26 protein-coding genes and 2 tRNA genes are annotated in these 25,515 nt (G+C 67.1%); 15 read left to right on the forward strand and 13 right to left on the reverse strand.

Going from position 1 to position 25,515, the window contains the following annotated elements:
* Positions 1-97: 97 nt before the first annotated feature.
* The 8 genes from G5A07_RS16170 to G5A07_RS16205 form a co-directional block, all read right to left on the reverse strand.
* A tRNA-Arg gene (locus tag G5A07_RS16170) sits at positions 98-174 on the reverse strand.
* Positions 165-1,091 (reverse strand): alpha/beta fold hydrolase, encoded by a 927-nt coding sequence (locus tag G5A07_RS16175; RefSeq protein ID WP_171954140.1) that lies wholly within the window; start codon positions 1,089-1,091, stop codon positions 165-167. Before G5A07_RS16175 ends, G5A07_RS16170 begins: the two co-directional genes overlap by 10 nt.
* The gene (gene thiD, locus G5A07_RS16180) at positions 1,088-1,897 is read right to left on the reverse strand and encodes a bifunctional hydroxymethylpyrimidine kinase/phosphomethylpyrimidine kinase (protein ID WP_010484282.1); all 810 of its coding nucleotides are present in this window, start codon (positions 1,895-1,897) and stop codon (positions 1,088-1,090) included. Before thiD ends, G5A07_RS16175 begins: the two co-directional genes overlap by 4 nt.
* 127 nt (positions 1,898-2,024) lie before the next feature.
* A complete protein-coding gene (locus G5A07_RS16185; RefSeq protein ID WP_010484284.1) occupies positions 2,025-2,693 on the reverse strand; it encodes a YoaK family protein in 669 nt (222 codons plus the stop codon).
* A 12-nt stretch (positions 2,694-2,705) separates the two neighbouring features.
* Complete coding sequence (locus G5A07_RS16190; protein WP_019338317.1) at positions 2,706-3,212, reverse strand: hypothetical protein; 507 nt, start codon at positions 3,210-3,212, stop codon at positions 2,706-2,708.
* The gene (locus G5A07_RS16195) at positions 3,209-4,609 is read right to left on the reverse strand and encodes a PhoH family protein (RefSeq protein ID WP_014036782.1); all 1,401 of its coding nucleotides are present in this window, start codon (positions 4,607-4,609) and stop codon (positions 3,209-3,211) included. Before G5A07_RS16195 ends, G5A07_RS16190 begins: the two co-directional genes overlap by 4 nt.
* An 84-nt stretch (positions 4,610-4,693) precedes the next feature.
* Complete coding sequence (locus G5A07_RS16200) at positions 4,694-5,173, reverse strand: peroxiredoxin (RefSeq protein ID WP_191863612.1); 480 nt, start codon at positions 5,171-5,173, stop codon at positions 4,694-4,696.
* 92 nt (positions 5,174-5,265) lie between these two features.
* Positions 5,266-5,826 (reverse strand): glycine cleavage system protein R, encoded by a 561-nt coding sequence (locus tag G5A07_RS16205; protein WP_005409051.1) that lies wholly within the window; start codon positions 5,824-5,826, stop codon positions 5,266-5,268.
* Positions 5,827-5,990: 164 nt separating this feature from the next.
* Between G5A07_RS16205 and dapA the strand changes: the two genes are divergently transcribed.
* Both dapA and G5A07_RS16215 read left to right on the forward strand, forming a co-directional pair.
* Complete coding sequence (dapA, locus tag G5A07_RS16210) at positions 5,991-6,884, forward strand: 4-hydroxy-tetrahydrodipicolinate synthase (RefSeq protein ID WP_043403360.1); 894 nt, start codon at positions 5,991-5,993, stop codon at positions 6,882-6,884.
* A 32-nt stretch (positions 6,885-6,916) separates the two neighbouring features.
* Positions 6,917-7,432, forward strand: a complete 516-nt coding sequence (locus tag G5A07_RS16215; protein WP_010484296.1) for a hypothetical protein — start codon at positions 6,917-6,919, stop codon at positions 7,430-7,432.
* Between the two features lie 196 nt (positions 7,433-7,628).
* On the opposite strand, the gene fdxA is transcribed toward G5A07_RS16215, so the two are convergent.
* Complete coding sequence (gene fdxA, locus G5A07_RS16220) at positions 7,629-7,952, reverse strand: ferredoxin FdxA (RefSeq protein ID WP_004153066.1); 324 nt, start codon at positions 7,950-7,952, stop codon at positions 7,629-7,631.
* A gap of 192 nt (positions 7,953-8,144) precedes the next feature.
* On the opposite strand from fdxA, the gene G5A07_RS16225 reads away from it, so the two are divergent.
* Entirely contained in the window at positions 8,145-9,569 is a 1,425-nt protein-coding gene (locus tag G5A07_RS16225; protein WP_019338319.1) for a sugar porter family MFS transporter, read from the forward strand.
* Between the two features lie 449 nt (positions 9,570-10,018).
* Here G5A07_RS16225 and G5A07_RS16230 read toward each other — a convergent pair.
* Positions 10,019-10,093: transfer RNA gene (locus tag G5A07_RS16230), tRNA-Glu, on the reverse strand.
* Between the two features lie 52 nt (positions 10,094-10,145).
* Between G5A07_RS16230 and pcnB the strand changes: the two genes are divergently transcribed.
* The 9 genes from pcnB to G5A07_RS16275 all read left to right on the forward strand — a co-directional run bounded on the left by pcnB (position 10,146) and on the right by G5A07_RS16275 (position 19,737).
* The gene (gene pcnB, locus G5A07_RS16235; RefSeq protein ID WP_029550838.1) at positions 10,146-11,519 is read left to right on the forward strand and encodes a polynucleotide adenylyltransferase PcnB; all 1,374 of its coding nucleotides are present in this window, start codon (positions 10,146-10,148) and stop codon (positions 11,517-11,519) included.
* 3 nt (positions 11,520-11,522) lie between these two features.
* On the forward strand, positions 11,523-12,008 hold the full coding sequence (gene folK, locus G5A07_RS16240; RefSeq protein WP_019338321.1) for a 2-amino-4-hydroxy-6-hydroxymethyldihydropteridine diphosphokinase: 486 nt from the start codon (positions 11,523-11,525) through the stop codon (positions 12,006-12,008).
* A gap of 34 nt (positions 12,009-12,042) precedes the next feature.
* Positions 12,043-12,858: a 3-methyl-2-oxobutanoate hydroxymethyltransferase gene (gene panB, locus G5A07_RS16245; RefSeq protein WP_019338322.1), complete on the forward strand. Its 816-nt coding sequence runs from the start codon at positions 12,043-12,045 to the stop codon at positions 12,856-12,858.
* Positions 12,855-13,694 carry a pantoate--beta-alanine ligase gene (gene panC, locus G5A07_RS16250; protein WP_043402539.1) on the forward strand — a complete coding sequence of 280 codons (840 nt, stop codon included), beginning with the start codon at positions 12,855-12,857 and terminating at the stop codon, positions 13,692-13,694. The genes panB and panC overlap by 4 nt, the downstream gene beginning before the upstream one ends.
* Positions 13,695-13,760: 66 nt before the next feature.
* The gene (locus tag G5A07_RS16255) at positions 13,761-14,258 is read left to right on the forward strand and encodes a hypothetical protein (RefSeq protein ID WP_191863613.1); all 498 of its coding nucleotides are present in this window, start codon (positions 13,761-13,763) and stop codon (positions 14,256-14,258) included.
* Positions 14,259-14,345: 87 nt separating this feature from the next.
* Positions 14,346-14,726 (forward strand): aspartate 1-decarboxylase, encoded by a 381-nt coding sequence (gene panD / locus G5A07_RS16260; RefSeq protein WP_005409061.1) that lies wholly within the window; start codon positions 14,346-14,348, stop codon positions 14,724-14,726.
* Positions 14,723-16,237, forward strand: a complete 1,515-nt coding sequence (pgi, locus tag G5A07_RS16265) for a glucose-6-phosphate isomerase (protein WP_049453344.1) — start codon at positions 14,723-14,725, stop codon at positions 16,235-16,237. The genes panD and pgi overlap by 4 nt, the downstream gene beginning before the upstream one ends.
* 315 nt (positions 16,238-16,552) lie before the next feature.
* Positions 16,553-16,759: a DUF6229 family protein gene (locus G5A07_RS16270; protein WP_049483047.1), complete on the forward strand. Its 207-nt coding sequence runs from the start codon at positions 16,553-16,555 to the stop codon at positions 16,757-16,759.
* Positions 16,760-16,839: 80 nt separating this feature from the next.
* On the forward strand, positions 16,840-19,737 hold the full coding sequence (locus tag G5A07_RS16275; protein ID WP_191863614.1) for a type 2 lanthipeptide synthetase LanM family protein: 2,898 nt from the start codon (positions 16,840-16,842) through the stop codon (positions 19,735-19,737).
* Between the two features lie 21 nt (positions 19,738-19,758).
* On the opposite strand, the gene G5A07_RS16280 is transcribed toward G5A07_RS16275, so the two are convergent.
* Both G5A07_RS16280 and G5A07_RS16285 read right to left on the reverse strand, forming a co-directional pair.
* Positions 19,759-20,328, reverse strand: a complete 570-nt coding sequence (locus G5A07_RS16280; RefSeq protein WP_012510702.1) for a response regulator transcription factor — start codon at positions 20,326-20,328, stop codon at positions 19,759-19,761.
* Positions 20,325-21,551 carry an ATP-binding protein gene (locus G5A07_RS16285; protein ID WP_191863615.1) on the reverse strand — a complete coding sequence of 409 codons (1,227 nt, stop codon included), beginning with the start codon at positions 21,549-21,551 and terminating at the stop codon, positions 20,325-20,327. The genes G5A07_RS16280 and G5A07_RS16285 overlap by 4 nt, the downstream gene beginning before the upstream one ends.
* Before the next feature lie 114 nt (positions 21,552-21,665).
* On the opposite strand from G5A07_RS16285, the gene ispG reads away from it, so the two are divergent.
* The 3 genes from ispG to G5A07_RS16300 all read left to right on the forward strand — a co-directional run bounded on the left by ispG (position 21,666) and on the right by G5A07_RS16300 (position 24,510).
* Positions 21,666-22,931, forward strand: coding sequence for a flavodoxin-dependent (E)-4-hydroxy-3-methylbut-2-enyl-diphosphate synthase (ispG, locus tag G5A07_RS16290; RefSeq protein ID WP_191863616.1), 1,266 nt, complete (start codon positions 21,666-21,668; stop codon positions 22,929-22,931).
* Complete coding sequence (locus G5A07_RS16295) at positions 22,912-23,661, forward strand: phosphatase PAP2 family protein (RefSeq protein ID WP_010484323.1); 750 nt, start codon at positions 22,912-22,914, stop codon at positions 23,659-23,661. The genes ispG and G5A07_RS16295 overlap by 20 nt, the downstream gene beginning before the upstream one ends.
* 201 nt (positions 23,662-23,862) lie before the next feature.
* The gene (locus G5A07_RS16300; protein ID WP_004153112.1) at positions 23,863-24,510 is read left to right on the forward strand and encodes a response regulator; all 648 of its coding nucleotides are present in this window, start codon (positions 23,863-23,865) and stop codon (positions 24,508-24,510) included.
* 331 nt (positions 24,511-24,841) lie between these two features.
* Here G5A07_RS16300 and eda read toward each other — a convergent pair whose 3' ends face one another.
* Positions 24,842-25,501 (reverse strand): bifunctional 4-hydroxy-2-oxoglutarate aldolase/2-dehydro-3-deoxy-phosphogluconate aldolase, encoded by a 660-nt coding sequence (gene eda / locus G5A07_RS16305; RefSeq protein WP_049429315.1) that lies wholly within the window; start codon positions 25,499-25,501, stop codon positions 24,842-24,844.
* Positions 25,502-25,515: the final 14 nt, after the last annotated feature.

The raw sequence follows: 25,515 nt of genomic DNA on the forward strand, positions 1-25,515 counted from the left end.
GTTGCCTTGGCTTGAAGCCTCTGCAGGTGCAGGGCGCAGCCCTGCCGAAAAACACACATAAAAAAACAGCAGGGCGAGGCCTGCTGTTTCGGTGTAATGGTGCGCCCGGAGAGATTCGAACTCCCGACCGCCTGGTTCGTAGCCAGGTACTCTATCCAACTGAGCTACGGGCGCCCTGCGACAGGAGCGGAATTATGCGGATGTCGGCGCGAACCGTCAACAGTTTTGTGAAAATTTTCATCCAACTGAATGAAAAAGCTGTCAGCCACGGCGTCCGGCGCCTTCAGCCACGCGAAATGATCGGCGCGCGTGCCCAGTTCCTGCGCGGACAGCACGCGCAGCTGCGCGTCCACATTCGGCAGCTTCGCCAGCAGCGTCTGCATCGATCCGGTGGGGGCCAACCAGTCGTGCTCCATCAGCACCGCCTGTGCGCTGCCATGCACGCGCGCCATCTGCGCATCGAGGTCTTCGTCCATGCCGGACGCGGCGTAGTGGTTGTTCAGGCCCACGCGCGCCCAGTCGGCAATCAGCCCGCGCGCTTCGGTGCCACCAAAGCCGAGGCGACGACCATGCAGCACGCCCTGGCGCCGCGCGATCCACGGCAGGAAGCGGTAGACCAGTGGCAGCAGCCAGCCACGCGGTGGCGGGAACCCGCGCCAGAACGGTGAGCCACTGGCGGCCAGCCATAGCCGGTTGAAGTAGTGCGGGTTGCGGCCGGCATGCACGCAAGCCAGCTGCCCACCGAGACTGTGTCCACCGATGATCCAGGGCAGGGCGCTGGCGTCGTCATCCGCTGTGGCCAGGACCGCCTGGCTGGTTGGCAGATCCTGTTCGAGTACCTCGCGATAGCCCCAGTCCTGCGTGCGCGACGGGCGCAGTGAACTGCTGCCGTTGCCGCGCCACTCGTGCAGGTAGACCGCCACGCCCTTCGCCGCCAGCGCCAATGCCAGTGGCAGGTAGTGGCGCGCGGCCACGCCCAGTGCCGGCAGCCACAGCAGGCGCGCGACGGAATGTGCAGGCACGCAGGCGATCACTTCGTAGCGATGGCCGTCGTTGCACTGCACGGCGAGGATGCGTGGCGTCAGGCTCATGCGTGCGGTGCCGCGCCGAAATGGTCGAGCACCAGCACTTCGCTGCGGCCCGGCGCATAGCCTTGCTGCAGCCCACGTGCAACGTAGTCGATGCCGGCTTCGCAGGCATTGGCCAGGCTCAGGCCATTGCACAGCTGCGCAGCAATGGCCGAAGCCAACGTGCAGCCGGTACCGTGCGCGTCCAGTGGCAGGCGCGCATGGATGAATTCTTCGCTGCTGACGCCGTCGAAATAGCGGTCGATCACGCGATTGCCTTCCTGCAGGTGACCGCCCTTGAGCAGCACTGCGCCCGCACCGAGGTCGAGCAGGGCTGAGGCGGCCTGTTCTGCGTCTTCGCCGTTGCTGATCTTCCGGCCGACCAGCAGTTCTGCTTCCGGCGTATTGGGGGTGATCAGCGTGGCCAGCGGGATCAGGCGCTCACGCATGGCCTGCAATGCGCTGTCTTCCAGCAGGCGTGCGCCGCTGGTGGCGACCATCACCGGGTCCAGCACCACGTGGGGCGGACGATGCTTCTCCAGTGCGTCGGCGACGGCATGGATCACTTCGGCGTTGGCCAGCATGCCGAGCTTCACCGCGTGGATGTCGAAGTCGTCGAAGCAGGCGTCCAGCTGCGCGCGCAGGAAGTCGATTGGTGGCACGTGCACGGCGGTCACGCCGCGGGTGTTCTGTGCGGTCAGCGCGGCGATCGCCGAAAGGCCGTGCACACGATGCGCGGCGAAGGCCTTCAGGTCGGCCTGGATGCCGGCGCCGCCGCCGGAGTCGGAGCCGGCGATGGTTAGGGCGGAAACGGGAGTGGTCGGGCTCATCAGGCGATTGTGCCGTGGTCCTGCAGGGGAAGGTAGATCCACGCCATGCGTGGATGCCTTTCATCCGCTAGGCGGGGTCAGATCCCATTTCCGCAGGAAAAGGGATCTGACCCCCAGAGCGCGACCCTCAGTGCCGCCAGCGCGCCCACTGCTGGTACAGCACATAGCCCAGCCCGGTCAGGCCGGTCAGCAGGGCGGGGGCGAGCAGGGCGTCGTACTGCCAGCGCATGAACAGCCAGGCGCCGATGATGCCGCCGGCGAGGAAGCCGCTGATGATCAGGCCGCTGAGGGTCAGGCGTCGTACCTGCAGCGGCAGCCCACGCAGCAGGTGGCCCAGGCCGATGCCGAGGTCGGTGAACATGCCGCTGAGGTGGGTGGTGCGTACCACCGCGCCACTGAAGGTGGTGGCCATCGCGTTCTGCAGGCCGCAGGCCATGGCGGCGGCCAGTGCGCCCCAGATCTGGTGCTGTTCGAACAGCGGAATGGCCACCAGCAGCAGCGCCGATTCCAGTGCCAGGGCCACGCCGTAGCGACGGCCCAGCTGCAGGGTGCTGTCCTGGATCAACAGGCCGCTGAGCATCGCGCCCAGCGAGAACGCGATCAGCAGTCCCCACAGGTGGCCGACCGCGCGCCAGTCACCCTGGGCCAGCGCCATGCCCAACTGGCTGGTGCTGCCGGTCATGTGGCTGACGGCCTGGTGTTCGAAACCGAGGAAGCCGACGACATTCACCATGCCGGCCACGCACGACAGCGCGACCGCGCCGATCCAGACCCAGGTGGGCAGGCGAATTCCCATCGGCGGGGCCCCTCAGGGCCCGCCGAAGCCGCCGTTGAACTGCAGCTCGCTGAAGGTGTTGTTGGCCGGGTCGAACACCGCGCCCCAGAACTGCGTGCCGCCGTCACAGACGCGGATCGCTTCCCGTGCCGGATTGATGCCGCTGTCGTCGGGCAGGTGGAAGGCGTTGATATAGATCAGCCGCTTGCCGGCGCTTTCGATGCCGACGTACTGGCGGTCGAAGTCCAGCACCTTCGGTACCTGTGCCTCCAGCGATGACAGCCGCGCTTCCAGCTGGTCGACCTGCTGCCGGCTGGGCGCCCAGTAGCCGCTGACCCGCCCGGCCTCGCGGCCGGGGCTGGGTCGCGAGCAGGTGTCGAGCACCTGCGCGGCGATGATCGGGCGGGTGACCACCCAGGACTGGCCGGTACGTTCGGCGGTCGGCACGCTGGCCGGGCCGCGCGTGGTGGTGCAGGCGCCGAGCACGGCTGCGAGCGTGATCGCAGCCGCGGGCAGCAGCAGGCGGGTGCCGCGGTTCACAACACCTCCGAAGCGTAATCGGCCAGGCGCGAACGCTCGCCACGGCGCAAGGTGATGTGTGCACTATGCGGCCAGTTCTTGAAGCGATCCACCGCGTAGGTCAGGCCCGAAGTGGTTTCGGTCAGGTACGGGGTGTCGATCTGCTCGACGTTGCCCAGGCAGACGATCTTGGTGCCGGGGCCGGCACGGGTGATCAGCGTCTTCATCTGCTTCGGGGTGAGGTTCTGCGCCTCGTCCAGGATCAGGTAGCGCGACAGGAAGGTGCGGCCGCGCATGAAGTTCATCGAGCGGATCTTGATGCGGCTGGCCAGCAGGTCGTTGGTGGCCTGGCGGCCCCAGGTGCCGCCTTCCTGGTTGTGCGTGAGCACTTCCAGGTTGTCGGTCAGCGCGCCCATCCACGGCGTCATCTTTTCTTCTTCGGTGCCGGGCAGGAAGCCGATGTCCTCGCCGACGCTGACCGTGGCGCGGGTCATGATGATCTCGCGGTAGCGCTGCTGGTCCATGGTCTGGGCCAGGCCGGCGGCCAGCGCCAGCAGGGTCTTGCCGGTACCGGCGGTACCCAGCAGGGTGACGAAGTCGATCTCCGGGTCCATCAGTGCGTTCAGTGCGAAATTCTGCTCGCGGTTGCGCGCACTGATGCCCCACACGGCGTGGCTGCCGTGGCGGAAATCATCGACCAGCGACAGCACCACCTTGCCATCGCCGACCACGCGGCTGACGCGCAGTTCGACCTCGTCTTCGCCGGGCAGGTAGACGTACTGGTTCGGGTACCATTCCTCGCCGTCCTGCGCGAGGATTTCGTAATGGGTACGGCCCTTGTCGCTCCAGCTGCGCAGGTCGTCGCCGTGGCGCTTCCAGAAGTCTTCCGGCAGCTCGGTGGCGCCGGTGTAAAGCAGGCTGAAATCGTCCAGCGCGCGGTCGTTCTCGTAGTCCTCGGACACGATGCCGGCGATGGCGGCCTTGATCCGCAGGTTGATGTCCTTGGAAACGAACACCACCGGCAGATCCGGCGTCTCTTCCTTCAGGGCCAGGATCGCGCCGAGGATGGCGTTGTCCGGAATGACCTTGCCGAAGCTCTTGCCGGCATCGAAATGGCTGGTCTGGAAGCGCAGCTTGCCCGCGCTCTGCTTGCCGCGCAGCTGCAGGCCATTGGGCCGCTGCAGCGGAATGCCGTCGGCCAGGTTGTCCAGGCCCGATGCCTGCACCAGTTCGTTGAGGAAGCGGCTCACCTGGCGGGCGTTGCGGCTCGCTTCGGAGGTGCCCTTCTTGCCGTTGTCCAGCTCCTCGATCACCTGCATGGGCAGGTAGACGTCGTGCTCCTCGAATTTGAACAGCGCGGTGGGATCGTGCATCAGCACGTTGGTATCCAGCACGTAGATGCGCTTGCCTCGGGTCATCGTCGATTCCTGGTTACGGACAGGGAAAAACCACCACGGCCTGCTGCGGGGCAGGGTGATGGCAGACACAGTAGGCAGTGGGACTCACTTGGACTGGGAGGCCTTCAGTTCGGCGAGAACAGCATCGGCATGGCCGGCAACCTTGACCTTGCGCCAGGACTGCACGATGCGGCTGTCGGGGGAAATCAGGAAGGTGCTGCGCTCGATGCCACGTACCTGCTTGCCGTACATGTTCTTCATCTTGATCACGTCGAAGGCGGTGCACAGCGCTTCGTCGCCATCGCTGACCAGCGGGAAGCTGAAGCCCTGCTTGGCACAGAAGTTGTCGTGCGACTTCACCGAGTCGCGCGAGACACCGAGCACGACCGCACCGGCCTTCTTGAACTTCGGCAGCAGCGCGTTGAAGTCGATGCCTTCGGTGGTGCAGCCGGGGGTGCTGTCCTTGGGATAGAAGTACAGCACCAGCCAGTGGCCGGCGTAGTCGCCGAGAGTGGCCTGTTCGCCACCGGACAGCGCCAGCGGCAGGGAGAGGGTGGTGCTGTCCAGGGTATCGCCGTTGTTCATGAGGTCCTTCTGTCGAGCCTGGGTTCTTTCTACGACAATTGCATGAAACGCCACGCGCCCGTGAGAGGCGCGCGAAAAATCCGCACTTCCGATCAGAATTTCATCGGGTCCATGATCGCGTCCAGGTTCAGGTGGTCGCAGAACTCGAGGAAATCGTCGCGCAGCGCGGCGATGTGCATGTTGGCCGGCACGCCGATGGTGACCTGCGCGCTGAACATTTCCGCACCGGTCTGCATGGCGCGGTAGCGCGTGCTCTGCAGGTTCTCGATGGTGATGCCCTGGCGGTCGAAGAAATCGGCCAGCTGGAACAGGATGCCCGGCTTGTCGGCGGCGATCACCTCGACGATGTACGGCAGCAGGTTGGACTGCGCCTGCTTGGCGGCGGTGCGGTACCAGACCAGCTTCAGGCCTTCCTCGCGCTCGAGCCGGGTCAGCATCGCTTCCAGCTTGGCCACCGAGTCCCACGAGCCGGTGGCCAGGGCGGTGACCGAGACATCGCGGCCGACCGTGGCCAGGCGTGCGTCCACCAGATTGCAGCCGCTGTCGGCGATGCGGCGGGTGACGGACAGCAGGGGGGACTCCGGATGCGTCGTATAGGCGTTGATCAGGAGGTGGTTTTCGCTCGGCGCGGGGCGCGGGGTGGTGTCGGTCAAGGCGATTCCGGGTAATGCATGCGTTAGTCTGAATGCCCGCCAGAGGCGGGGATCCACCGGTGTCCAGCATACTTGCCCGTGCTTTCGCGCCGCAAGTAACATTCAAGTCGCCCCCGGCCTTTCATGGCGGGCGTTTTCCCTTCCCAGCCAAGAGCAGCACGTCCTTGTCCCTTTCCGGCCTCATCACCGCGCTGGCGACCCCGTTCCGGGCCGACGGCGCCCTCGATCCCGACGGTTGGCAGCGCCTGCTGCACCTGCAACTGGAAGGTGGCGTCCATGGCGTTGTCGTAGCCGGCTCGACCGGTGAAGCGGCAACCCTCACCGATGCCGAGTACGACCTGCTGCTGGCCAGCGCGGTCGAGCGCATCGGCGGCCGCATCCCGGTCATGGCCGGTACCGGCCTTTCGGGCACCGCCAAGACCATCGAACAGACCCGCCGTGCCGCCGCGCTCGGCGCCAGCCATGCGCTGGTGGTCACCCCGCCTTACGTGCGGCCGACCCAGGCCGGCCTGATCGCGCACTACCGCGCGGTGGCCGACCAGGGCGGGCTGCCGGTCGTGCTGTACAACGTGCCCGGCCGTACCGGCTGCGACATGCAGCCGGAGACCGTGGCCGAGCTGGCCAGCCATCCCAATATCGTTGGCATCAAGGAAGCGGTGGGTGACACCGGCCGGGTGCAGGCGCTGCTGGCCCTGCGCAGCCCGAAGTTCGCGGTGCTCAGTGGCGACGACGGTACCGCCGCGCGTTCGATCCGGGCCGGCATCGATGGCCTGATCTCGGTCGGTTCCAACGTTCTGCCGGGCGCCTATCGCCGGATGTGCGAGCTGGCCGCCGCGCACGACCACGAAGCTACCGAGTCCTGGGATGCGCGCCTGCAGCCGTTCCATGATTTCTGTGGCGTCGAACCCAACCCGATCCCGGTCAAGGCGCTGCTGCGCCGCATCGGCATCGGTCACGACCTGCGCCTGCCGCTGCTGCCGCTGTCGGCAGCGCATCATCCGGCCGCCGACCATCTTGCCGGCGACATCGCCGCCCTCGAAGCCCTTTCCAGCCACTGACCTTCCGTCTTGGTCTGACCCAGGAGATTCACATGCGTCAATCCGTTTCCACCGTCCGCGTGTTGTCCTACGCCCTGCTTGCCGTGGCTGTCGCCGCCGGTACCACCGGCTGCTTCAAGCGTGGCGTCAAGGGCGACTACGCCCTGGCCCCGGAAATGCGTCCGCTGGAAGTGCCGCCGGACCTGAACCTGCCGACCACCACCGGTGACAACAAGGTGCCGACGCTGGCATCGGCGACCAAGCCGGCCGCGCCTGCGGCTGCGGCCCCGGCCGTGGGCAACACCGGTTTCACCATCGCCGGTGGCAAGGACGAGGCTTTCGCCAAGGTCGGCACCGCGCTGGAAGGCGTGGAAGGTGTGACCATTGCCAGCCGCGCGCAGCTGCTGGGCTCGTATGACGTGGCCTACGAAGGCAGCAACTTCCTGGTCCGCGTGGTCGCCGTCGATGCTGGCGCCTACATCTCCGCGGTCGACCCGCGTGGCCTGCCGGCCACCGCCGAAGCGCCGGTGAAGCTGATCGCTGCGCTGAAGGCGAAGCTGGCGCAGTAAGGGCTGGTCGGGTGGGGGCGGGCCTTGGTCCGCACCCGCTCTGGTGGAGGCCGACCTTGGTCGGCGCTTCTGTGCCAACCAAGGTTGGCACCTACCGGATCGCAAGGTTGGCATACCGGATCTTGCGGTTGGCGTTTAGCAGAAAACAGAAAAGGGCGCCCGTGGGCGCCCTTTTCGTTGCCGCCGTGGGCGCTTCTCAGCGCTCCAGCAGCTTCAGCTTGTCCGGCTTGCCGTCCCATTCGCCAGCATCGGCGGGCGGGTCCTTGCGCACGGTCAGCACCGGCCACTCCTTCGCCAGCTCGGCGTTGAGGGCCACGAAACTTTCCTGGCCGGCAGGAACATCGTCCTCCGGGAAGATCGCGTTGACCGGGCATTCCGGTTCGCAGAGGGTGCAGTCGATGCACTCATCCGGGTCGATCACCAGGAAGTTGGGGCCTTCGTGGAAGCAATCCACGGGGCACACTTCCACGCAATCGGTGTGTTTGCACTTGATGCAGTTTTCGGTGACGACAAAGGGCATGGGCTGGGGGTGGATCGATTCCTGAACCCGCCAATTCTAGAACAGGTTGGCCCCCGGTGTCGGTGCGGGGCGGAAATCGGGCGTCTGGCAGGCGCGGCCGTGGCGGTCATTGGCGGCAGGGCGAGGCCTGTGCGACGCTGCGGGTCAGCCGGCTGCGTCGGATGGCCGGACCCCTTCCCAGCAGGATCGTCCATGTCCCCAGCCCAGCCCAACATCGCCTCCCATGGCGGTGAGAACACTGCATTCATCGTCCTGATCAGCTGCGTGGCCACCCTGGGTGGATTCCTGTTCGGCTTCGACAGTGGTGTCATCAATGGCACGGTCGATGGCCTGCGCCAGGCTTTCAACTCCAGTGAGGCGGCGCTCGGTTTCGAGGTCGCCTCGATGCTGCTGGGCTGCGCGATCGGTGCCTTCCTGGCCGGCTGGCTGGGTGATCGCCTGGGCCGTCGTGGCGTGCTGATCGCCTCGGCGCTGATGTTCCTGGTTTCGGCGCTGGGTGCCGGTGCCGCACACGCCTCCTGGTTGTTCATTGCCGCACGCGTGCTCGGCGGCTTCGCGGTGGGCGCGGCCAGTGTGATGTCGCCGGCCTACATTGCCGAGGTGGCTTCGGCGCGCTATCGCGGGCGTTTGGCCACGGTGCAGCAGATGGCGATCATCTGCGGCCTGTTCGCCGCCTTCCTCAGCAATTACCTGCTGGCCCGTGCCGCTGGGGCGTCGACCGAGCCGCTATGGCTGGGCCATGAGGCCTGGCGCTGGATGTTCTGGATGCAAGCGCTGCCGTCGGGGCTGTTCCTGCTGTTGTTGCTGGTGATTCCGGAAAGTCCGCGCTTTCTGGTCGTGAAGGGGCGTCAGCAGCAGGCGAGGGCGGTACTGTCGCGGCTGTACGGCGAGGCCGCTGCGGCGGCCAAGCAGGCCGAGATCAAAGCCAGCCTGGCGCAGGACCAGCACAAGCCGCGCTTTGCCGACCTGCGCGACACGGTCAGCGGCAAGCTGCGCCCGATCCTCTGGGTGGGCATCGGCCTGGCCATGTTCCAGCAGCTGGTCGGCATCAACGTGGTGTTCTACTACGGCGCGGTGCTGTGGCAGGCGGTGGGCTTCTCGGAAAGCGATGCGCTGCTGATCAACGTGCTGTCCGGCGCGCTGAGCATCGGCGCCTGTCTGCTGACGGTGCTGTTGATCGACCGCATCGGGCGCAAGCCGCTGCTGTGGATCGGTTCGGTCGGCATGTCGGTGGCGCTGGTGCTGATGGTGGTTGCCTTCGCCAGTGGCAGCCTGGCCGACGGTCGCCTGCAGTTGTCCGACGGCATGGGCCGACTGGCGCTGGTGGCAGCCAACGTCTACGTGGTGTTCTTCAACATGTCCTGGGGCCCGGTGATGTGGGTGATGCTGGGCGAGATGTTCCCCAATCAGATCCGTGGTCCGGCGCTGGCGGTGGCCGGCGCCGCGCAATGGACCTCGAACTTCGCGATCACCGTGACCTTCCCGATGCTGCTGGCCGGCATCGGCCTGGCCGGCGCCTACGGCATCTATACGGTGGCGGCCATCCTCTCGATCTTCTTCGTGGTCCGCTACGTGCGCGAGACCAAGGGCAAGGAGCTGGAGCAGATGGAAGGCTGACGGCGACTGGCTTCGGTTGCATTCCGTTGGCGCCTGCCTGTCCAGAGTGTGAGGGGGCAGGCCGCCCTCTCCAGGACACGCAAAAGCCCATCCATGGTGCTCGATGGCGCCATCCATGGCGCCAACGGTCCTGGAGAGGGCGGCCCGCCCCCTCCTGACAGTTTCATGGTGCGTGCGGATGCGGCGAAGTGCTGGTCGGTTGTTGCCGCAGCTCGCGGGAAACCGTCCAGAGTCGGTGGGGTCACCCAGGGCAGGACCGTTGGCGCCAAGGATGGCGCCATCGAGCCCCCATGGATGGGTTCGCGGCGTGTCCTGCCCTGGGTGACCCCACCGGCTCAAGCCGATTGCAGGCAGGCGCCAAAGCGACCAAGCCGATCGATGCCATTGCAAACCCCGGAAAACAGAAAAGCCCGCACAAGGCGGGCTTTTTCGGTTCCTGCTGCGGCGACTGGCGCTCCCTAGGGGACTCGAACCCCTGTTTTAGCCTTGAGAGGGCCACGTCCTAACCACTAGACGAAGGGAGCGTAACTGTGTCGCTGCCGAGGCAGGAGCGCTAGTATATGCACCTCGATGCCATTGGGCAATCCCGAAACTTCAACCGGAAGCGCCAACATCATTTCCTCTGCTACATCACCGTTCAGCCTGCGCGTCATCCCGCGCGACCAGCACACGATCTCCCGCAAGGACATCAGCCCGAACGCCCTGCGCGTGCTTTATCGCCTGCGCGATGCCGGCTTCGGCGCCTACCTTGTCGGCGGCGCGGTGCGCGACCTGCTGGTCAATGGCCAACCCAAGGATTTCGACGTGGCCACCGATGCCACGCCCGAACAGGTCAAGCAGCTGTTCCGCAACTGCCGCCTGATCGGTCGTCGGTTCCGCCTCGCCCACGTCGTGTTCGGCCGCGAGATCATCGAAGTCGCCACCTTCCGTGCCAACAGCGATGACGGCAGCGGCGACCGCGAGATGGAAAACGGCATGCTCGTGCGCGACAACGTGTACGGCACCATCGAAGACGACGCCATCCGCCGTGACTTCACCTGCAACGCCCTGTACTACGCCATCGAGGACTTCTCGGTGCGTGATTACACCGGCGGCTTCGAAGACGTCCAGGCGCGCCTGATGAAACTGATCGGCGACCCCGAGCAGCGTTATCGCGAAGACCCGGTGCGCATGCTGCGTGCGGTGCGCCTGGCGGCCAAGCTCGGCTTCCAGATCGAAGAGGGCACCGCCGCGCCGATCCCGCACCTGGCTGGCCTGCTCAACGAAGCCGCACCGGCGCGCCTGTTCGAGGAGGTGCTCAAGCTGTTCCTGTCCGGGCACGGCGTGGCCAGCTTCGAAGGCCTTGAGCGTTACGGCCTGCTCGACGTGCTGTTCCCGGAAAGCGCCAAAGCATTGAAGTCCAACCGCACCGGTGCGCTGCGCCGCATGCTGGTCGAGGGCCTGGCCAACACCGATGCGCGCGTGGCCAACGACGAGCCGGTCTCGCCGGCGTTCCTGTTCGCGCTGCTGCTGTGGCCGGCGTTCTGCCGCGCGCAGGCGACCCTGCTCAAGCAGGGCGTGGCACCGGAGGAGGCACAGCGCCGTGCTGCCGACCGTGTGACCGTGCAGCAGCTGAGCACCATCGCATTGCCGCGCCGCTTTTCGCTGCCGATGCAGGAAATCTGGCTGCTGCAGTCGCGCTTCAGTTCGCGCCAGCGCAAGCGCGTGTTCCGTACCCTGACCCACCCGCGCTTCCGCGCCGCGTTCGATTTCCTCAGCCTGCGCCAGGTCGCTTCGTCCGAGCATGCAGTGGATGTCGAGTTCTGGCGCGAAGCACAGGCGCAGTCCGGTCGCGAGCTGGAGTCGTCGCTGGATGCGATGCACAGTGAAGACGGCGATGACGAGAGCGGGGCACCGCGCAAGCGCCGCCGTCGGCGTCGACGTCCCGGTGCTGCTGCGGCGGGCGAGTAAGCGATGACCTTGGCCTGGATCGGCCTCGGCGCCAACCTTGGCGACGCGGCCGCGACCGTGGGCGCGGCGATTGCCGCGCTGGACGGCCTGCCAGGAACGCGCCTGCGACAGGCCTCGAGGCTGTACGCCACGCCGGCGTGGGGCAATGAAGACCAGCCGCCGTTCGTCAACGCGGTGGCCTCGGTCGAAACCACATTGCCGGCCGATGAGCTGCTGCAGGCGATGCTGGCGCTGGAGCGGGGCTTTGGCCGCGTGCGCGATCCGGCGGTGCACTGGGGGCCGCGCGCACTGGACCTGGACCTGCTGCTGTATGGCGCGCAGGTGCTCGACCATCCCGGCCTGCAGGTACCGCATCCCTACATGCACGAGCGTGCCTTCGTGCTGGTGCCGCTGGCCGAAATCGCGCCGGATCTGGCCATTCCCGGCCATGGCCGCGTGCAGGATGCAGTGATGCGGGTGGATGCCTGCGGGATCGCGCCGATAGGGTGATAATGCCCGGGTTATCTCCCCCGGTTATCAGCACATGAGCACCCACGCAGACAGCAAGCCCTGGACCGTTCCCGCCCTGGCCGAGGCCAAGCGCAATGGCCAGAAGCTGGTCATGTTGACCGCCTACGACGCCGGCTTTGCCCGTACCTTCGATGCCAATGGCGTCGACCTGATCCTGATCGGCGATTCGCTGGGCATGGTCGTGCAGGGCCATGATTCGACCCTGCCGGTGACCGTGGCCGACATGGTCTACCACACCCGCGCCGTAGCCCGTGTGCTGCAGCGTGCGCTGCTGGTGGCCGACCTGCCGTTCGGTGCCGATGCCACCCCGGAGCGCGCGCTGGATGCTTCGCTGCAGCTGCTGCAGGCCGGTGCCGAGATGGTCAAGATCGAAGGTGCCGGCTTCAAGGTCGACATCATCCGCTACCTGGTCGAGCGTGAGATTCCGGTCTGCTCGCACCTGGGCCTGACCCCGCAGTCGGTGCTGCGCCTGGGCGGCTTCAAGATCCAGGGCCGTGGCGATGCCGCGCGCCAGCTGGTGGAAGATGCCCGGGCCGTGGCCGCTGCCGGCGCCAGCATCATGGTGCTCGAATGCGTGCCGACCCCGGTCGCCGCCGAAGTGACCGCGGCGGTGGATGTTCCGACCATCGGCATCGGTGCCGGCCCGCAGTGCGACGGCCAGGTGCTGGTGCTGCACGATTTCCTCGGCCTGGACAGTGGCCATCGCCGTCCCAAGTTCGTCAAGGATTTCCTTGCCGAAGGCGGTTCGGTGGCCGGTGCCACCCGCGCCTATGCCGACGCCGTGCGCGACGGCAGCTTCCCCGACGAACAGCACGCCTACGCCCAATGATCCAGACCTTCAACGAGCTCGGCGCGCTGCGCGAGCAGATCGCCCAGTGGAAGCGCGAGGGCCTGCGCGTGGCGCTGGTGCCGACCATGGGCAACCTGCATGGTGGCCACCATTCGCTGGTGACCCTGGCCCGCCAGTACGCCGACAAGGTGGTGACGAGTATCTTCGTCAACCCGACCCAGTTCGGGCCGAACGAGGACTTCAGCCGCTACCCGCGCACGCCCGAGGCTGACGTGGCCGGGCTGGAGCAGGCCGGCTGCGATGCGGTGTGGCTGCCCAGCGTCGAGGCGATGTATCCGCTGGGCGTGGACAAGACCACGCAGATGCACGCGCCGGGTGTCAGTGAAGTGCTGGAAGGCGCCAGCCGCCCGGGCCACTTCGACGGCGTGTGCACGGTGGTGGCGCGCCTGTTCCTGCAGGTGCAGCCGGATGTGGCCGTGTTCGGCCGCAAGGATTACCAGCAGCTGGCCGTGATCAGGCAGATGGTGGCCGAGCTGTCGTTCCCGATCCAGATCGTCGGTGCCGAGATCGTGCGCGACGAGGATGGCCTGGCCAAGAGTTCGCGCAACCAGTACCTCAACGCCGAACAGCGACCGGTTGCGACGACCATTCACCGCACGCTGCTGGGCATGCGCGAAGGCTACGTGGCCGGGCACACGCGGGTGCAGATCGAGGCCGACGCCACGGCGGCGCTGCAGGCGGCCGGTTTCCAGGTCGACTACGCCGTGCTGCGCACGCCCGAGCTGGCCGAGCCGACCTTCGACGGCGGTGGCCGCGTGGCGCTGATCGCCGCGCGCCTGGGCACGACGCGCCTGATTGACAACCTGGAGTTCTGAGCCGCACGCGGCTTGGGGGCGCCCGCAACGGGCGCCTCTGCACTTCCCACGGACGGGAGACCGGAAATGAAAGCCGCCAGCACTGATACCGGCCGCCTCGCCCAGGCCTCGATCCTGGCGGTGCTGGCGGCAGGCATGTTGCCGGCCCAGCTGTTTGGCGGCCTGTTGTTCGCGCTCGAATTCAGGCGTACGCCGATGCCTGCGCTCACCGGTGGTGGGCTGATGTTCGTACTGGCCGTCTGCAATGCCATCGCGGTGTTGCTGCCGATGGCGCTGATCCTGCAGTCTCAGCAGCCCCTGCGCCGGGCCGGCTTCGTGCTGGTCGGCTTCGGGCTGGGCGCGCTGGCCATGGCCACCTGCGCCTGGCCGGGAGAAAACCAGGGGCCCTGGCTGCAGCGCCTGCGCTACGTCGATACCTTCGATGTGATCAGCTATGCCTTGCAGGTGCTGGCCGCGGGAGGCTTCGGGCTGGTCGCCGGGCTGGCCTTCCATACGGTGTTCCGGTTGTCTCTGGAAGGCAGTTCCGGGCACGCAGCGCCGCCGCCGCCGGGGGAGGGCACCTGAACAGCCTTCAGCGTCCTGCTGCAGCCCCCTGACGATGGTCAAGCGGGTGCTAGAATCCGCTCTTTCCTTTGCCGTTGCAGCGCCCCCATGCACCTGTCCCTGCTCAAGACCAAGATCCACCGCGCCACCGTCACCCATTCCGAGCTGAACTACGAAGGCTCGATCGCCATCGATGACAACCTGCTGGCTGCCACCGGCATCCGCGAGTTCGAACAGGTGCACATCTGGGACGTGACCAACGGTGCGCGCTTCTCGACCTATGCCATCCGCGCCGAAGCCGGCAGCGGCGTTGTCTCGCTCAACGGTGGCGCCGCGCGCCACGTGCAGGTCGGTGACATCATCATCATCGCCGCGTTCGCCAGCATGACCGAGCAGGAAGCTGACAGCTTCAAGCCGAAGCTGGTGTACGTTGATGGCAAGAACCAGATCACCCACACCAACGACACGATCCCGACCCAGGCCGCATGACAACGAACAACGGATTCGACTCGCTGCATTCCCATGCCCAGCGCCTGAAGGGCGCAAGCATCCCCAGCCTGCTCGCCGCCGAACCCGGCCGCGTGCAGGATCTGGCGCTGCGGGTCGGTCCGTTGTACGTCAACTTCGCCCGGCAGAAATACGATGCCGCGGCGCTGCAGGCATTGCTGGCTTTGGCCGCCGAGCGTGATGTCGGCGGTGCCATCACCCGCCTGTTCCGTGGCGAGCAGGTCAATCTGACCGAAGGTCGCGCCGCGCTGCACACCGCGCTGCGTGGCGATGTGGTCGATGCGCCGGTTGCCGCCGAGGCCTATGCCACCGCGCGCACGATCCGCCAGCGCATGGGCGTGCTGGTGCGCGCGCTGGAAGACAGCGGCGTCACCGACGTGGTCAGCGTCGGCATCGGCGGTTCCGATCTCGGTCCGCGCCTGGTCGCCGATGCGCTGCGCCCGGTCAGCGGCGCGCGCCTGCGCGTGCATTTCGTGTCGAACGTGGACGGCGCCGCCATGCAGCGCACGCTGGCCACGCTGGATCCGGCCAGGACCGCCGGCATCCTCATTTCCAAGACCTTCGGTACCCAGGAAACCCTGCTCAACGGGCAGATCCTGCACGACTGGCTGGGGGGCAGCGAGCGCCTGTACGCGGTCAGCGCCAACCCCGAGCGTGCGGCCAAGGCCTTCGCCATCGCCGCCGATCGCGTGCTGCCGATGTGGGATTGGGTCGGTGGCCGTTATTCGCTGTGGTCGGCCGTCGGTTTCCCGATTGCACTGGCCATCGGTTTCGAGCGTTTCGAACAACTGCTGGAAGGTGCCGCGCAGATGGACGCGCATGCACTGGATGCGCCGCTGGAGCGCAACCTGCCGGTGCTGCACGGCCTGACCGACATCTGGAACCGCAACGTGCTGGGCCATGCCACGCACGCGGTGATGACCTACGACCAGCGCCTGGCGTTGCTGCCGGCCTACCTGCAGCAGCTGGTGATGGAAAGCCTGGGCAAGCGCGTGCAGCGTGATGGGCAGCCGGTCACCACCGACACCGTGCCGGTGTGGTGGGGCGGGGCGGGCACCGACGTGCAGCACAGTTTCTTCCAGGCGCTGCACCAGGGCACCAGCATCGTGCCGGCCGATTTCATCGGCTGCGTGCACAACGATGATCCCTACACGATCAATCATCAGGCGCTGCTGGCCAACCTGCTGGCACAGACCGAGGCGCTGGCCAACGGCCAGAGCAGCGACGACCCGCACCGCGATTATCCGGGCGGCCGCCCGAGCACGCTGATCCTGCTCGACGCGCTGACCCCGCAGGCGCTGGGTGCGCTGATCGCCATGTACGAGCACGCCGTGTACGTGCAGTCGGTGATCTGGAACATCAACGCCTTCGACCAGTTCGGCGTTGAACTGGGCAAGCAGCTGGCCAGTGGCCTGCTGCCGGCGCTGCAGGGCGAGGATGTGGCGGTTGCCGATCCGATGACCCGCGAGATTCTTGCGCGGCTGAAGGGCTGATACGGGGTGCGGATGCGCCGGCGCCAGCCGACCATCCCATGTCTCGCCGGTTGCCTTCGATCCGGTCGCGCATGAAGGCTGCGCGGCCACTCATTCCGTCCTGTTTCCGTGCTGCACATGCCGCGCTTCCGCGTGCCTGCCGCAGCGCAGCTTGACTGTGCATTGCGTGCCAATGCAGTGTGCACGGGCGGCTGTACCTGTCATCCAGTATCGCTCGCAGCATGATGTTGATGCCAGGGACTGGCCGTATCCGAAGGAACGTGGAATCGATCCACGTTCTCAACGCCTCATGTTGTGAATGACAGGAGATTGCGAATGGATCTGAATGACGATGTTGTGTCCGGCTGGCTCAACGGCGCGGACGATGTGGATGGGTGCGCCAACCCTGCGGGTTCGCTGTTCATCTATGGCGCTGGGGCCACCGAGTCCGCGCTCACGTCGGCCTCCGACACCCTGATCACGGGTGGCGGTACCGAATGCACCACCACGATGTCGGTGGTCAATCACTGCCTGTGCTGTTGATGTAGCCCAAGCCGGCACGCAGCGGCTTGCGCTGCGTGCCGGCGACTGGAACAGACTCTGGACACTTTGCAGGGGGCGTAATGACCGCTTCTCCGGCTGCGGCCGCGTTTGCGCGCATCACCGAACATTTCCTTGCCGAGGCGTGCGCCGCGTTGGCGGCTGGCCTGCATGACCCCGCCATCGATCTGCGGCCGGACGAGCGCGCGCTCCTGCATGAGCAGGGCGATGCGGCGCTTCGTGAACATGCCCAGCTCAAGCTCAACCGCGTGCTGTTGCTGGAACTGCATGCGGCCGCGCGCGGTGGTGACATCGGCCCGCTTGATGGCGCCGGTGCGCTGGACGAATTCGTGGCCCTCGCCACCGGCGAGGGCTTCCATGAGCATCTGCAGCGACGCTACCCGGTGCTGCTGCCGCGGCTGTCGCGCATGCTCGAAGGACAATGTGCGGCCGTGGTGGAGCTGGCCGCGCGCATCGGCCGTGATCGTGCGCTGCTGACGGACCTGCTCGGCAGTCCGGCAGGATCGCTGCGTGCCGTGTCGCTGGGGCGCGGTGACCTGCACGGTGGCGGACGGACCGTGGCGCGGTTGCAGTTCGACGGCGGTACGCTGATGTACAAGCCGCGCTCGCTGCGTATCGATGCCACGCTTGATGGCCTGCTTGCCGCCGTCTTCGGCGAGGGCCCTGGCCGGGTACGCGTGCCGCACGTGGTGGATCGTGGCAGCCACGGCTGGGCCGCATTTGCCGCGCACCGCTATTGTTCCGGTGACGAGGAGCTGCGGGCCTATTACCGCGGTCTCGGCCACTGGCTGGCCATCCTGCGCCTGGTGGGCGGGACCGACATCCACCTGGAGAACCTGATCGCGGTCGGGCCGGTGCCGGTGGTGGTCGACGCCGAAAGCGTGTTCTCGCAGGTCATCGACGTCGAACCCTCCGGTCTGGGCGATGCCTACGACACGGCCGTCAAGCTGATGCGCAATTCGGTGCTGCGGACCGGTATCGTGCCGTTCCGCACCACCGGCCTCGGCATGGAAGGCGTGGACCTGTCCGCCGCCGGCGCACTGCCGGGCGAGCAGCCGTGCGTGCAGGTGCCGGTGATCATCGAAGACGGGACGGCGCCGGCGCGGCTGGGCCTGGTCGAGGCAGAGGTCGCCATCGCACAGAACCATCCAAGCCCGCAGCCGGATGTTTCGTTGTACTGGGACCACATCAGCGAGGGTTTCGTCGATGCCAGCGGGCGCCTGCGTGCGCTGGATGCCAGGGGCGAACTGATGCCGTTGCTGGCCGGCTTCGAAGGCTGTCAGGTGCGCGACGTGCGGCGGCCGACAATGGCCTATGCAGAGCTCGGGCGGATGCTCTGGCATCCAGCCTCGCTGCACAACGAAGCCCAGGCGGTGGAACGCGCGATTGATCTGCTGGTGCGCAATGCGGCGGTGTCGCCGGCTGCGCCATCGGACCTGGACACCGTCCGCGGCGAAGTGGATGACCTGCGCCACGGCGATATTCCGATTTTCACCTCGCAGCTGGATGCGGCCCGTATCCGCGCCATCGCCGACAACTGGCGCGCGATGCGCATCGATCTGGAAGACGTGACCATCCGCAGTACGCTGGTGGCCACCGATCTGAACCAGCATGCGCTGGCCCGCGCCGAGGCCCGGTCGGGCTACAGCTACGCGGCGCGGCAACCGCGCGCGGACGATCTGGATCAGCGCCGACGTACGCTGGCGGCACGTGCGGTGGAGAATCTTCTGCGGCTTGCCGTGCATGGTGAAGACGGTTCGATGACCTGGATCACGCCCGAGGTGACGCGTACCGGGTGGACGGTTCAGCCCGTGCAGCCTGACCTGTACTTCGGGCTGGGAGGCATCGCTTTCGCGCTGGCCGCCTACCGTCGCGAAGTGGAGCAGGGGCGCGCCGACGCCGTGGCGGGGCTGGATCCGGCCATCGAGGGCGCCATCGCGGTGTTCCAGACCATGTGCGAACGGCATCCCGCCGAGATTGATGGCGGATTCGTCGGTACGGGTTCCCAGATCTGGACACTGCTGGCACTGCACGATCTGCTGCAGCGGCCAGCCTTGCTGGCGTTGGCCGAGCACTGCGCGGACGCGGCGGAACGCCGCGGCTTCCGGGGGCCGGTGAAATTCGAACTCATTGATGGCGTGTCGGGCATGATCCTGCCGTTGCTGGCGCTCGCCGAGGCCACCGGCAATACGCGGTGGCTGGCATTGGCGGCTGCAGCGGGGCGCCGCATGCAGGATGCGGCGATCGTCGATGCCGAGGGCGCCCGATGGCCGACGCCGCAGTTCCGGGAGCCGATCGGTGGCTTTGGCCATGGCGCGATGGGCATGGGGTGGGCATTGGCGCGGCTGGCGCGCTCGGAGGCCGGCAGCGCGGCGGAGCGTGCTGACTGGCGGCAGCTTGCCGAAGGTGCGTTTGCGTTCCAGGCAGCGCTGTTCGAACCGCATACCGGGCACTGGCGCGACATCCATCTCCAGGACGGGCAGAAGAACTTCCCGACCTGGTGTCATGGCAGTGTCGGCATCGGTCTGGCCGCTGCGGATCTGTACGCCCGTACCGGCGATCCGGCGCAGTTGCGTGACATGCGGCGGGCTGTGGCCGACGCGCGCGGCAAATGGGGGTTCAGCCACACCCTGTGCCACGGCGATGTGTCCACCCGGGAGCTGCTGGTGCTGGCGGCTGCGCTGGATCCGGAGGGATGTCCCTATCCGCAGGATGAGGCGGCTATCGAGATCGTTTCTTCAATCGAGGAGCACCAGGGCATGGTCGGTGGCCTGACCCGTGCGGCGTTTACGCCGGGGCTGATGATCGGGCTGGCAGGCGCGGTCTACGGCTTCCTGCGCATGCACCCAGCCTGCGTGCTGCCCTCGCCGCTGCTGCAGGAGACCATGGCGGCGCGGGCCAATGCGATGGGGCCGCGTCCCAGCGCGATGCAGGACCGGCCGGCACTGGCGGAGGCCTGAGCCGGCGGGGACCGGCAGCGATCACCGGCTGGGATCGCGTTCCGGGCTCGGTCGCTTGGCCAGCTTGCGCTGCAGCGAACGCCGGTGCATGCCGAGCAGGCGTGCGGCCGCCGATACGTTGCCACCGGTCTCGTGCATCGCCTGCTGGATGTGTTCCCACTGCAGGCGGCTGATCGGCGTCATCGCGTCCGGCACTTCCATTTCGCCATCGTCGGCCGGGCCGTCATCTTCCTCGCCGAGGGCGCGCAGGATCATCGGTACCGTGGCCGGCTTCGGCAGGTAGTCGTCGGCCCCGAGCTTGATTGCTTCCACCGCGGTGGCGATGCTGGCGTAGCCGGTCACCAGCAGGATGCGCATGTCCGCGCGCAGCGCGCGCAGTGGTTGGATCAGTGCCAGGCCGGAATCGCTGCCCAGCTTCAGGTCGATCAGCGCGAACGCCGGCGGATGCTGGCGGGCCAGTGCCAGTGCACTTGCGGCGTCCTGCGCGGTCTGGGTTTCCAGCCCCTTGCGGGCCAGGCTGCGCTGCAGGGTACGCAGGTACAGCTCGTCGTCGTCGACCAGCAGGCCCAGGGTGGAGTGGTGAAGGCTCATGGGGTGTCCTCGCGTGGGGTCAGCGGCAGGCGGAAGCCGACGCGGCTGCCGGCCCCCTGGGCCGGGCGCATCCACATCTCGCCGTCGAGGCGTTCGATGGTGGCATGGGACAGGGCCAGGCCGACGCCCATGCCCTCGCTTTTGCTGCTGCCGAACAGCTTGCCCGGCAGCACCGCGGCGCGGGCGTCGAAGCCGTGGCCGTAGTCGCGCACCTCGCCGATCAGATCGTTGCCTTCGATGCGCAGGTCCAGGTCCACGCGCGGCCGGCCGGCCTGTTCGCCGGCATCGGCGGCATTGTTGAGCAGGACCATCAGCAGATGGCCCACGCCGGGATCCAGCGGCAGCCGCAGCGGTGCATCGTCGTTGCGGTGCAGATCGATGGTCGGACGCACCAGTCGCCACTGTTCCAGCACCTGCTGGGCCGTGGATACCGCCCGGCCCGGGCCGTCCGCCGAGGCCGGTGCGGCCAGCGCCAGCACGCGCTCACGGCACTGCACCAGCAGCTCGCGCAGGGTTTCCATGTCTTCGCGGACTTCGGGCTCTTCGCTGCGCTCGGCGACGTCATCGGCGAGCAGGGTCATGGTCGCCAGCGGCGTGTTCAGTTCATGTGCCACCGAGGCGGCATGGGTGGCCAGGGCGACAATGCCCTCGTTGCGGGCGAAGCGTTCGCGCAGGGCCGACAGTTCCAGTTCGCGCTGGCGCAGCGCCAGTGCCAGGCGGGTGGAGAAGGTCAGTACGACCGCAGCGGAAATCAGGAAATTGGCGACCACGCCCCAGCGGTTGAGGTCCTGCGCGCGGAAATAGCCATCCGGCAGCGACTGGCCGAAGATGCCGCTGGCGGCGTAGCCGAGCAGGCAGGCCAGCGCGACCGCCAGCGCCCAGCGCAGGGGCAGGGCGAACGCGGCCAGCGCGATCAGGATCAGGAACAGCGAACTGAACGGGTTGGCCATGCCGCCGCTCCAGCCCACCATCCAGGTCAGGATGATCACGTCCACCAGGATGTGGCCGAATGCGGTCAGTGGCGCGGTGTCGGCTGCTTCCGGGCGCAGCTGGGTGTAGATGTTGAACAGGGTCAGCACGGCTACGCCGGCCCACAGCGGCAGCTGCGGCAACGGCAGGCCCAGCACCCAGGTGGCGACCAGGATGGTGGCGGCCTGGCCACCTACGGCAAGCCAGCGCAGGCTGCACAGGGTTCGGAGAAACGGGGCGTCGGGACCGGTCATTCACGCTCATCGTATGCGTTCACGCGTGACCGTGCCTGCGACAATCGGCCGCAGCCGTGCCGCCGGCTGAATGCGAGTCACCCGGAATGCGGGAGCGGGCGGTAGAATGCGCCCATGCACGACGCCGTCACCCGCCCGACTCCCCCCTCCGATGCCACCTCCTGGCCCCGCCGCCAGACCCACGCCGTGCAGATCGGCGGGGTCACCGTAGGTGGAGGCAAGCCGGTGGTGGTGCAGTCGATGACCAACACCGACACGTCCGACGTGGCCTCCAGCGTGAAGCAGGTGGCCGAGCTGTGGCGTGCGGGTTCGGAAATGGTGCGTTTGACCGTCAACACCGTTGAAGCCGCTGCGGCGATCCCGCGCATCGTCGACAAGCTGGCGATGATGGGCATCGACGTGCCGCTGATCGGTGACTTCCACTACAACGGCCACCAGCTGCTGACCGCCGAGCCGGCGTGTGCTGAAGCGCTGGCCAAGTACCGCATCAACCCGGGCAACGTCGGCTTCGGCAAGAAAAAGGACCTGCAGTTCGCCCAGCTGATCGAGTTCGCGATCCGCTACAACAAGCCGGTGCGCATCGGCGCCAACTGGGGCTCGCTGGACCAGGTCCTGGCGGCGAAGCTGATGGACGAGAACAACCTGCGCGAACAGCCCTGGGACGCCGGCCGTGTGCTGCGCGAGGCGCTGATCCGCTCGGCGCTGGATTCGGCCGAGCAGGCGGTGGAACTCGGCTTGCCGCGCGACCGCATCGTGCTGTCGGCCAAGGTCAGCGGCGTGCAGGAGCTGATCGCGGTGTACCGCGACCTGGCCCAGCGCTCGGATTTCGCCCTGCACCTGGGCCTGACCGAGGCCGGCATCGGCAGCAAGGGCATCGTCGCCTCGTCCGCGGCGCTGAGCGTGCTGCTGCAGGAAGGCATCGGAGACACGATCCGCATCTCGCTGACCCCGGAACCGGGCCAGTCGCGCACGCAGGAAGTGATCGTCGCCCAGGAACTGCTGCAGACCACCGGCCAGCGTGCCTTCACGCCACTGGTCACGGCCTGCCCGGGCTGCGGCCGCACCACCTCCGAGTTCTTCCAGGAGCTGGCCAAGGTGGTGCAGAACCACGTGCGCGAGAAGATGCCGCTGTGGAAGATCCAGCACCCGGGTGCAGAGAACATGACCCTGGCGGTGATGGGCTGCATCGTCAACGGGCCGGGTGAGTCGCGCCATGCCAACATCGGTATCTCGTTGCCGGGCACGGGTGAAACGCCTGCAGCGCCGGTGTTCGTCGATGGCGAGAAGAAGGTGACCCTGCGTGGCGACAACATCGCCCAGGAGTTCGTCGCCCTGATCGACGATTACGTCGAACACACGTATGTCCGAAGCGCCGGATAAGCCTGCGATCCTCGCTGCACCGGAGTCCGCCTCCGGCTTCCGCCACTGGATGGCGCGCAACGCCTGGCGCCTGGTCCTGCTGTTCGGCGGTGTGTTGCTGCCGCTGGCCGGCTTCGTCGCCCTGGCTGACGAGGTGCACGAGTTTGAATCGTTCCATTTCGACGCGCCGCTGCTGTGGCAGATGCATGGCCTGCATTCGCCGCTGCTGGACCGCTTCTTCGTGCTCATCTCCAAACTGGGCTACGAATGGTTCCTGATCCCGGCCGACGTGCTGATCATCGGCGCGCTCCTGGGCTACCGGCGTTGGCGCGAGGCCACCTTCGTGGCGGTCAGCTTCGTCGGCTCGGCGCTGCTGAACATGGGCAGCAAGCACTTCTTCCAGCGCCAGCGCCCCAGCCTGTGGGAATCGATCGCGCCGGAATCGACGTTCAGCTTCCCCAGCGGCCACGCGATGGGCTCGATGACCCTGGCGGTGACCCTGGTACTGCTGGCCTGGAACACCCGCTGGCGCTGGCCGGTGCTGCTGCTGGCGCCGGCATTCAGCCTGCTGGTCAGCGTGTCCCGGGTCTATCTGGGGGTGCATTACCCCTCCGATATCCTGGCCGGATGGTGTGCCGCGCTGGTTTGGGTGGTAGGGTGCTATCTGGTCATGTTCAGTCGCCGGCACCCTTGGCGACGTCACGGCCCGCCGCCAGCGAAGGCCAGCGAAGCATCATCACAGGGGGATTGACGTGGATGGCCCTTGAGGGACATCTACGTGATAGATCAGTTGTTTCGTTGCAGCAGGTTCTGCAAGACAGGGGGCAAGCACAACGCGCGGTACTGTGATGCGCAGGGCAGATTGCCGGGGTCGCATTCCGAACGCGCTTGCAGGGGTATCGGCACCCCACCTAGCTTGACCTGCAATGGCCGCATTCGAAGAGGTACGTGAATGACGATTCGAGTCTACCTGGTGGATGACCACGCACTGGTCCGCACCGGTATGAAGATGATTCTGTCGGGGGAAACCGACATCGAGGTGGTGGGCGAAGCCGAGACCGGCGAGGACGCGCTGCGCGAGGTCCGCCAGCTGCTGCCGGACGTAGTGCTGTGCGACCTGCATCTGCCGGGTGTGAGCGGCATGGAAGTGACCGAGCGCATCGTGCGCAGCCACCGCAATACCCGCGTGGTGATCGTGTCGGTGCTGGAAGATGGCCCGCTGCCGAAGCGGCTGCTCGAAGCTGGTGCTGCCGGCTACATCGGCAAGGGCTGCGATGCGCAGGAACTGCTGCGCGCGGTGCGCGACGTGGCCGGTGGCCGTCGCTACCTGGGTACCAGCATCGCGCAGAACCTGGCGCTATCGACGGTGGAAGGCAACGGTTCGCCGTTCGACAGCCTGTCGCCGCGCGAGCTGGAAGTGGCGTTGCTGCTGACCCAGGGCCTGCGCCAGGAAGACATCGCCCGCCGTCTGAGCCTGAGCGCGAAGACGGTGAACACGCATAAGGCGCGGTTGTTCGAGAAGATGGGGATCCACGACAACATCGCGTTGGCGCGGATGGCCAGCCAATACGGGCTGGTGGATCCGGCACGGCCGCTGTAAGGGATTCGGCCAACGGCTGAGCCCCTCGCGGTGTGCGGCAGGATTCGTGGGATTGGCCCTGCGGAGGGATTGCGCAGGGGACGCCGTGAATCCATCCCTGGAGGCTCGGGCGCGCCATCCATGGCGCTTACGCCCCTGCGCAATCCCTCCGCAGGGCCACGGACAGGTTCCGTGCGCGTCCACCGCGGAATGAAGAAGGAAGAGCAGGAAGCGGGTCGCGCGCTGCGCGCGCTCTGGATGCTGGCCCTGTAGAGCCGAGCCCATGCTCGGCTGCTTTCCATTCCGCTGGCGTGGAGCCAAGCGTGGGCTCGGCTCTACAGCTGCGTCGGGCTCAGTGGCCGCGGACGCGCTTGATGATCTTCGCCGCGTCGGCGGCGCTGGCGCGCACCTTGTCCCATTCGCCGTCGGCGATCCAGTTGCCCGGCACCATCCACGAACCGCCGATGCAGACCACGTTCTTCTGTTCGAGGTACTCGGCGGCGGTGTTTTCGGTGATGCCGCCGGTCGGGCACAGCTTCAGGTCGGCGACCGGGCCGGCCAGGCCCTTGATCATCGCCAGGCCACCCACGGCCGTGGCCGGGAACAGCTTGCACACGCGGAAGCCGCGCGCATAGAGCGACAGAAGCTCGGTCGGCGTGGCCGCACCCGGCACCACCGGTAGCGGCGCAGCGGCCAATGCATCGGCCAGCGCCGGCGGCGTACCAGGCGTCACCAGGAAGTCCGCGCCCGCATCGATCGACTGCTGCATCTGCTCCACGGTCAGCACCGTGCCCGCGCCCACCACCACATCCGGCAGCTCGCGCTTGAGCATCGCCAGCGCTTCCATCGCCACCGGTGTCCGCAGCGTCAGCTCGATGGCCGGCAGGCCACCTTCCAGCAGCGCCGCACTGACCGCCCGCGCCTGGTCCAGCGTATGAATCGTCACCACCGGCAGGATGCCCGCCGCATGCAACAGCTCCGCCGCCTTCACCTGATGTTGTTCGATACCCATGCTTTTGCCCTTGC

The organism is Stenotrophomonas sp. AS012628 (assembly GCF_010608305.1).
Lineage (GTDB): Bacteria > Pseudomonadota > Gammaproteobacteria > Xanthomonadales > Xanthomonadaceae > Stenotrophomonas > Stenotrophomonas geniculata.

Excerpts from the sequence above, each read along its gene's own strand:
- G5A07_RS16175 (WP_171954140.1), bottom strand. The coding sequence starts at position 1,091 with ATGAGCCTGACGCCACGCATCCTCGCCGTGCAGTGCAACGACGGCCAT.
- fdxA (WP_004153066.1), bottom strand. The coding sequence starts at position 7,952 with ATGCCCTTTGTCGTCACCGAAAACTGCATCAAGTGCAAACACACCGAT.
- G5A07_RS16285 (WP_191863615.1), bottom strand. The coding sequence starts at position 21,551 with ATGACCGGTCCCGACGCCCCGTTTCTCCGAACCCTGTGCAGCCTGCGC.
- G5A07_RS16225 (WP_019338319.1), top strand. The coding sequence starts at position 8,145 with ATGTCCCCAGCCCAGCCCAACATCGCCTCCCATGGCGGTGAGAACACT.
- eda (WP_049429315.1), bottom strand. The coding sequence starts at position 25,501 with ATGGGTATCGAACAACATCAGGTGAAGGCGGCGGAGCTGTTGCATGCG.
- G5A07_RS16280 (WP_012510702.1), bottom strand. The coding sequence starts at position 20,328 with ATGAGCCTTCACCACTCCACCCTGGGCCTGCTGGTCGACGACGACGAG.
- panB (WP_019338322.1), top strand. The coding sequence starts at position 12,043 with ATGAGCACCCACGCAGACAGCAAGCCCTGGACCGTTCCCGCCCTGGCC.
- folK (WP_019338321.1), top strand. The coding sequence starts at position 11,523 with ATGACCTTGGCCTGGATCGGCCTCGGCGCCAACCTTGGCGACGCGGCC.
- G5A07_RS16195 (WP_014036782.1), bottom strand. The coding sequence starts at position 4,609 with ATGACCCGAGGCAAGCGCATCTACGTGCTGGATACCAACGTGCTGATG.
- pgi (WP_049453344.1), top strand. The coding sequence starts at position 14,723 with ATGACAACGAACAACGGATTCGACTCGCTGCATTCCCATGCCCAGCGC.
- G5A07_RS16270 (WP_049483047.1), top strand. The coding sequence starts at position 16,553 with ATGGATCTGAATGACGATGTTGTGTCCGGCTGGCTCAACGGCGCGGAC.
- thiD (WP_010484282.1), bottom strand. The coding sequence starts at position 1,897 with ATGAGCCCGACCACTCCCGTTTCCGCCCTAACCATCGCCGGCTCCGAC.
- ispG (WP_191863616.1), top strand. The coding sequence starts at position 21,666 with ATGCACGACGCCGTCACCCGCCCGACTCCCCCCTCCGATGCCACCTCC.
- panC (WP_043402539.1), top strand. The coding sequence starts at position 12,855 with ATGATCCAGACCTTCAACGAGCTCGGCGCGCTGCGCGAGCAGATCGCC.
- G5A07_RS16185 (WP_010484284.1), bottom strand. The coding sequence starts at position 2,693 with ATGGGAATTCGCCTGCCCACCTGGGTCTGGATCGGCGCGGTCGCGCTG.
- G5A07_RS16300 (WP_004153112.1), top strand. The coding sequence starts at position 23,863 with ATGACGATTCGAGTCTACCTGGTGGATGACCACGCACTGGTCCGCACC.
- G5A07_RS16295 (WP_010484323.1), top strand. The coding sequence starts at position 22,912 with ATGTCCGAAGCGCCGGATAAGCCTGCGATCCTCGCTGCACCGGAGTCC.
- G5A07_RS16255 (WP_191863613.1), top strand. The coding sequence starts at position 13,761 with ATGAAAGCCGCCAGCACTGATACCGGCCGCCTCGCCCAGGCCTCGATC.
- panD (WP_005409061.1), top strand. The coding sequence starts at position 14,346 with ATGCACCTGTCCCTGCTCAAGACCAAGATCCACCGCGCCACCGTCACC.
- G5A07_RS16275 (WP_191863614.1), top strand. The coding sequence starts at position 16,840 with ATGACCGCTTCTCCGGCTGCGGCCGCGTTTGCGCGCATCACCGAACAT.
- G5A07_RS16215 (WP_010484296.1), top strand. The coding sequence starts at position 6,917 with ATGCGTCAATCCGTTTCCACCGTCCGCGTGTTGTCCTACGCCCTGCTT.
- G5A07_RS16200 (WP_191863612.1), bottom strand. The coding sequence starts at position 5,173 with ATGAACAACGGCGATACCCTGGACAGCACCACCCTCTCCCTGCCGCTG.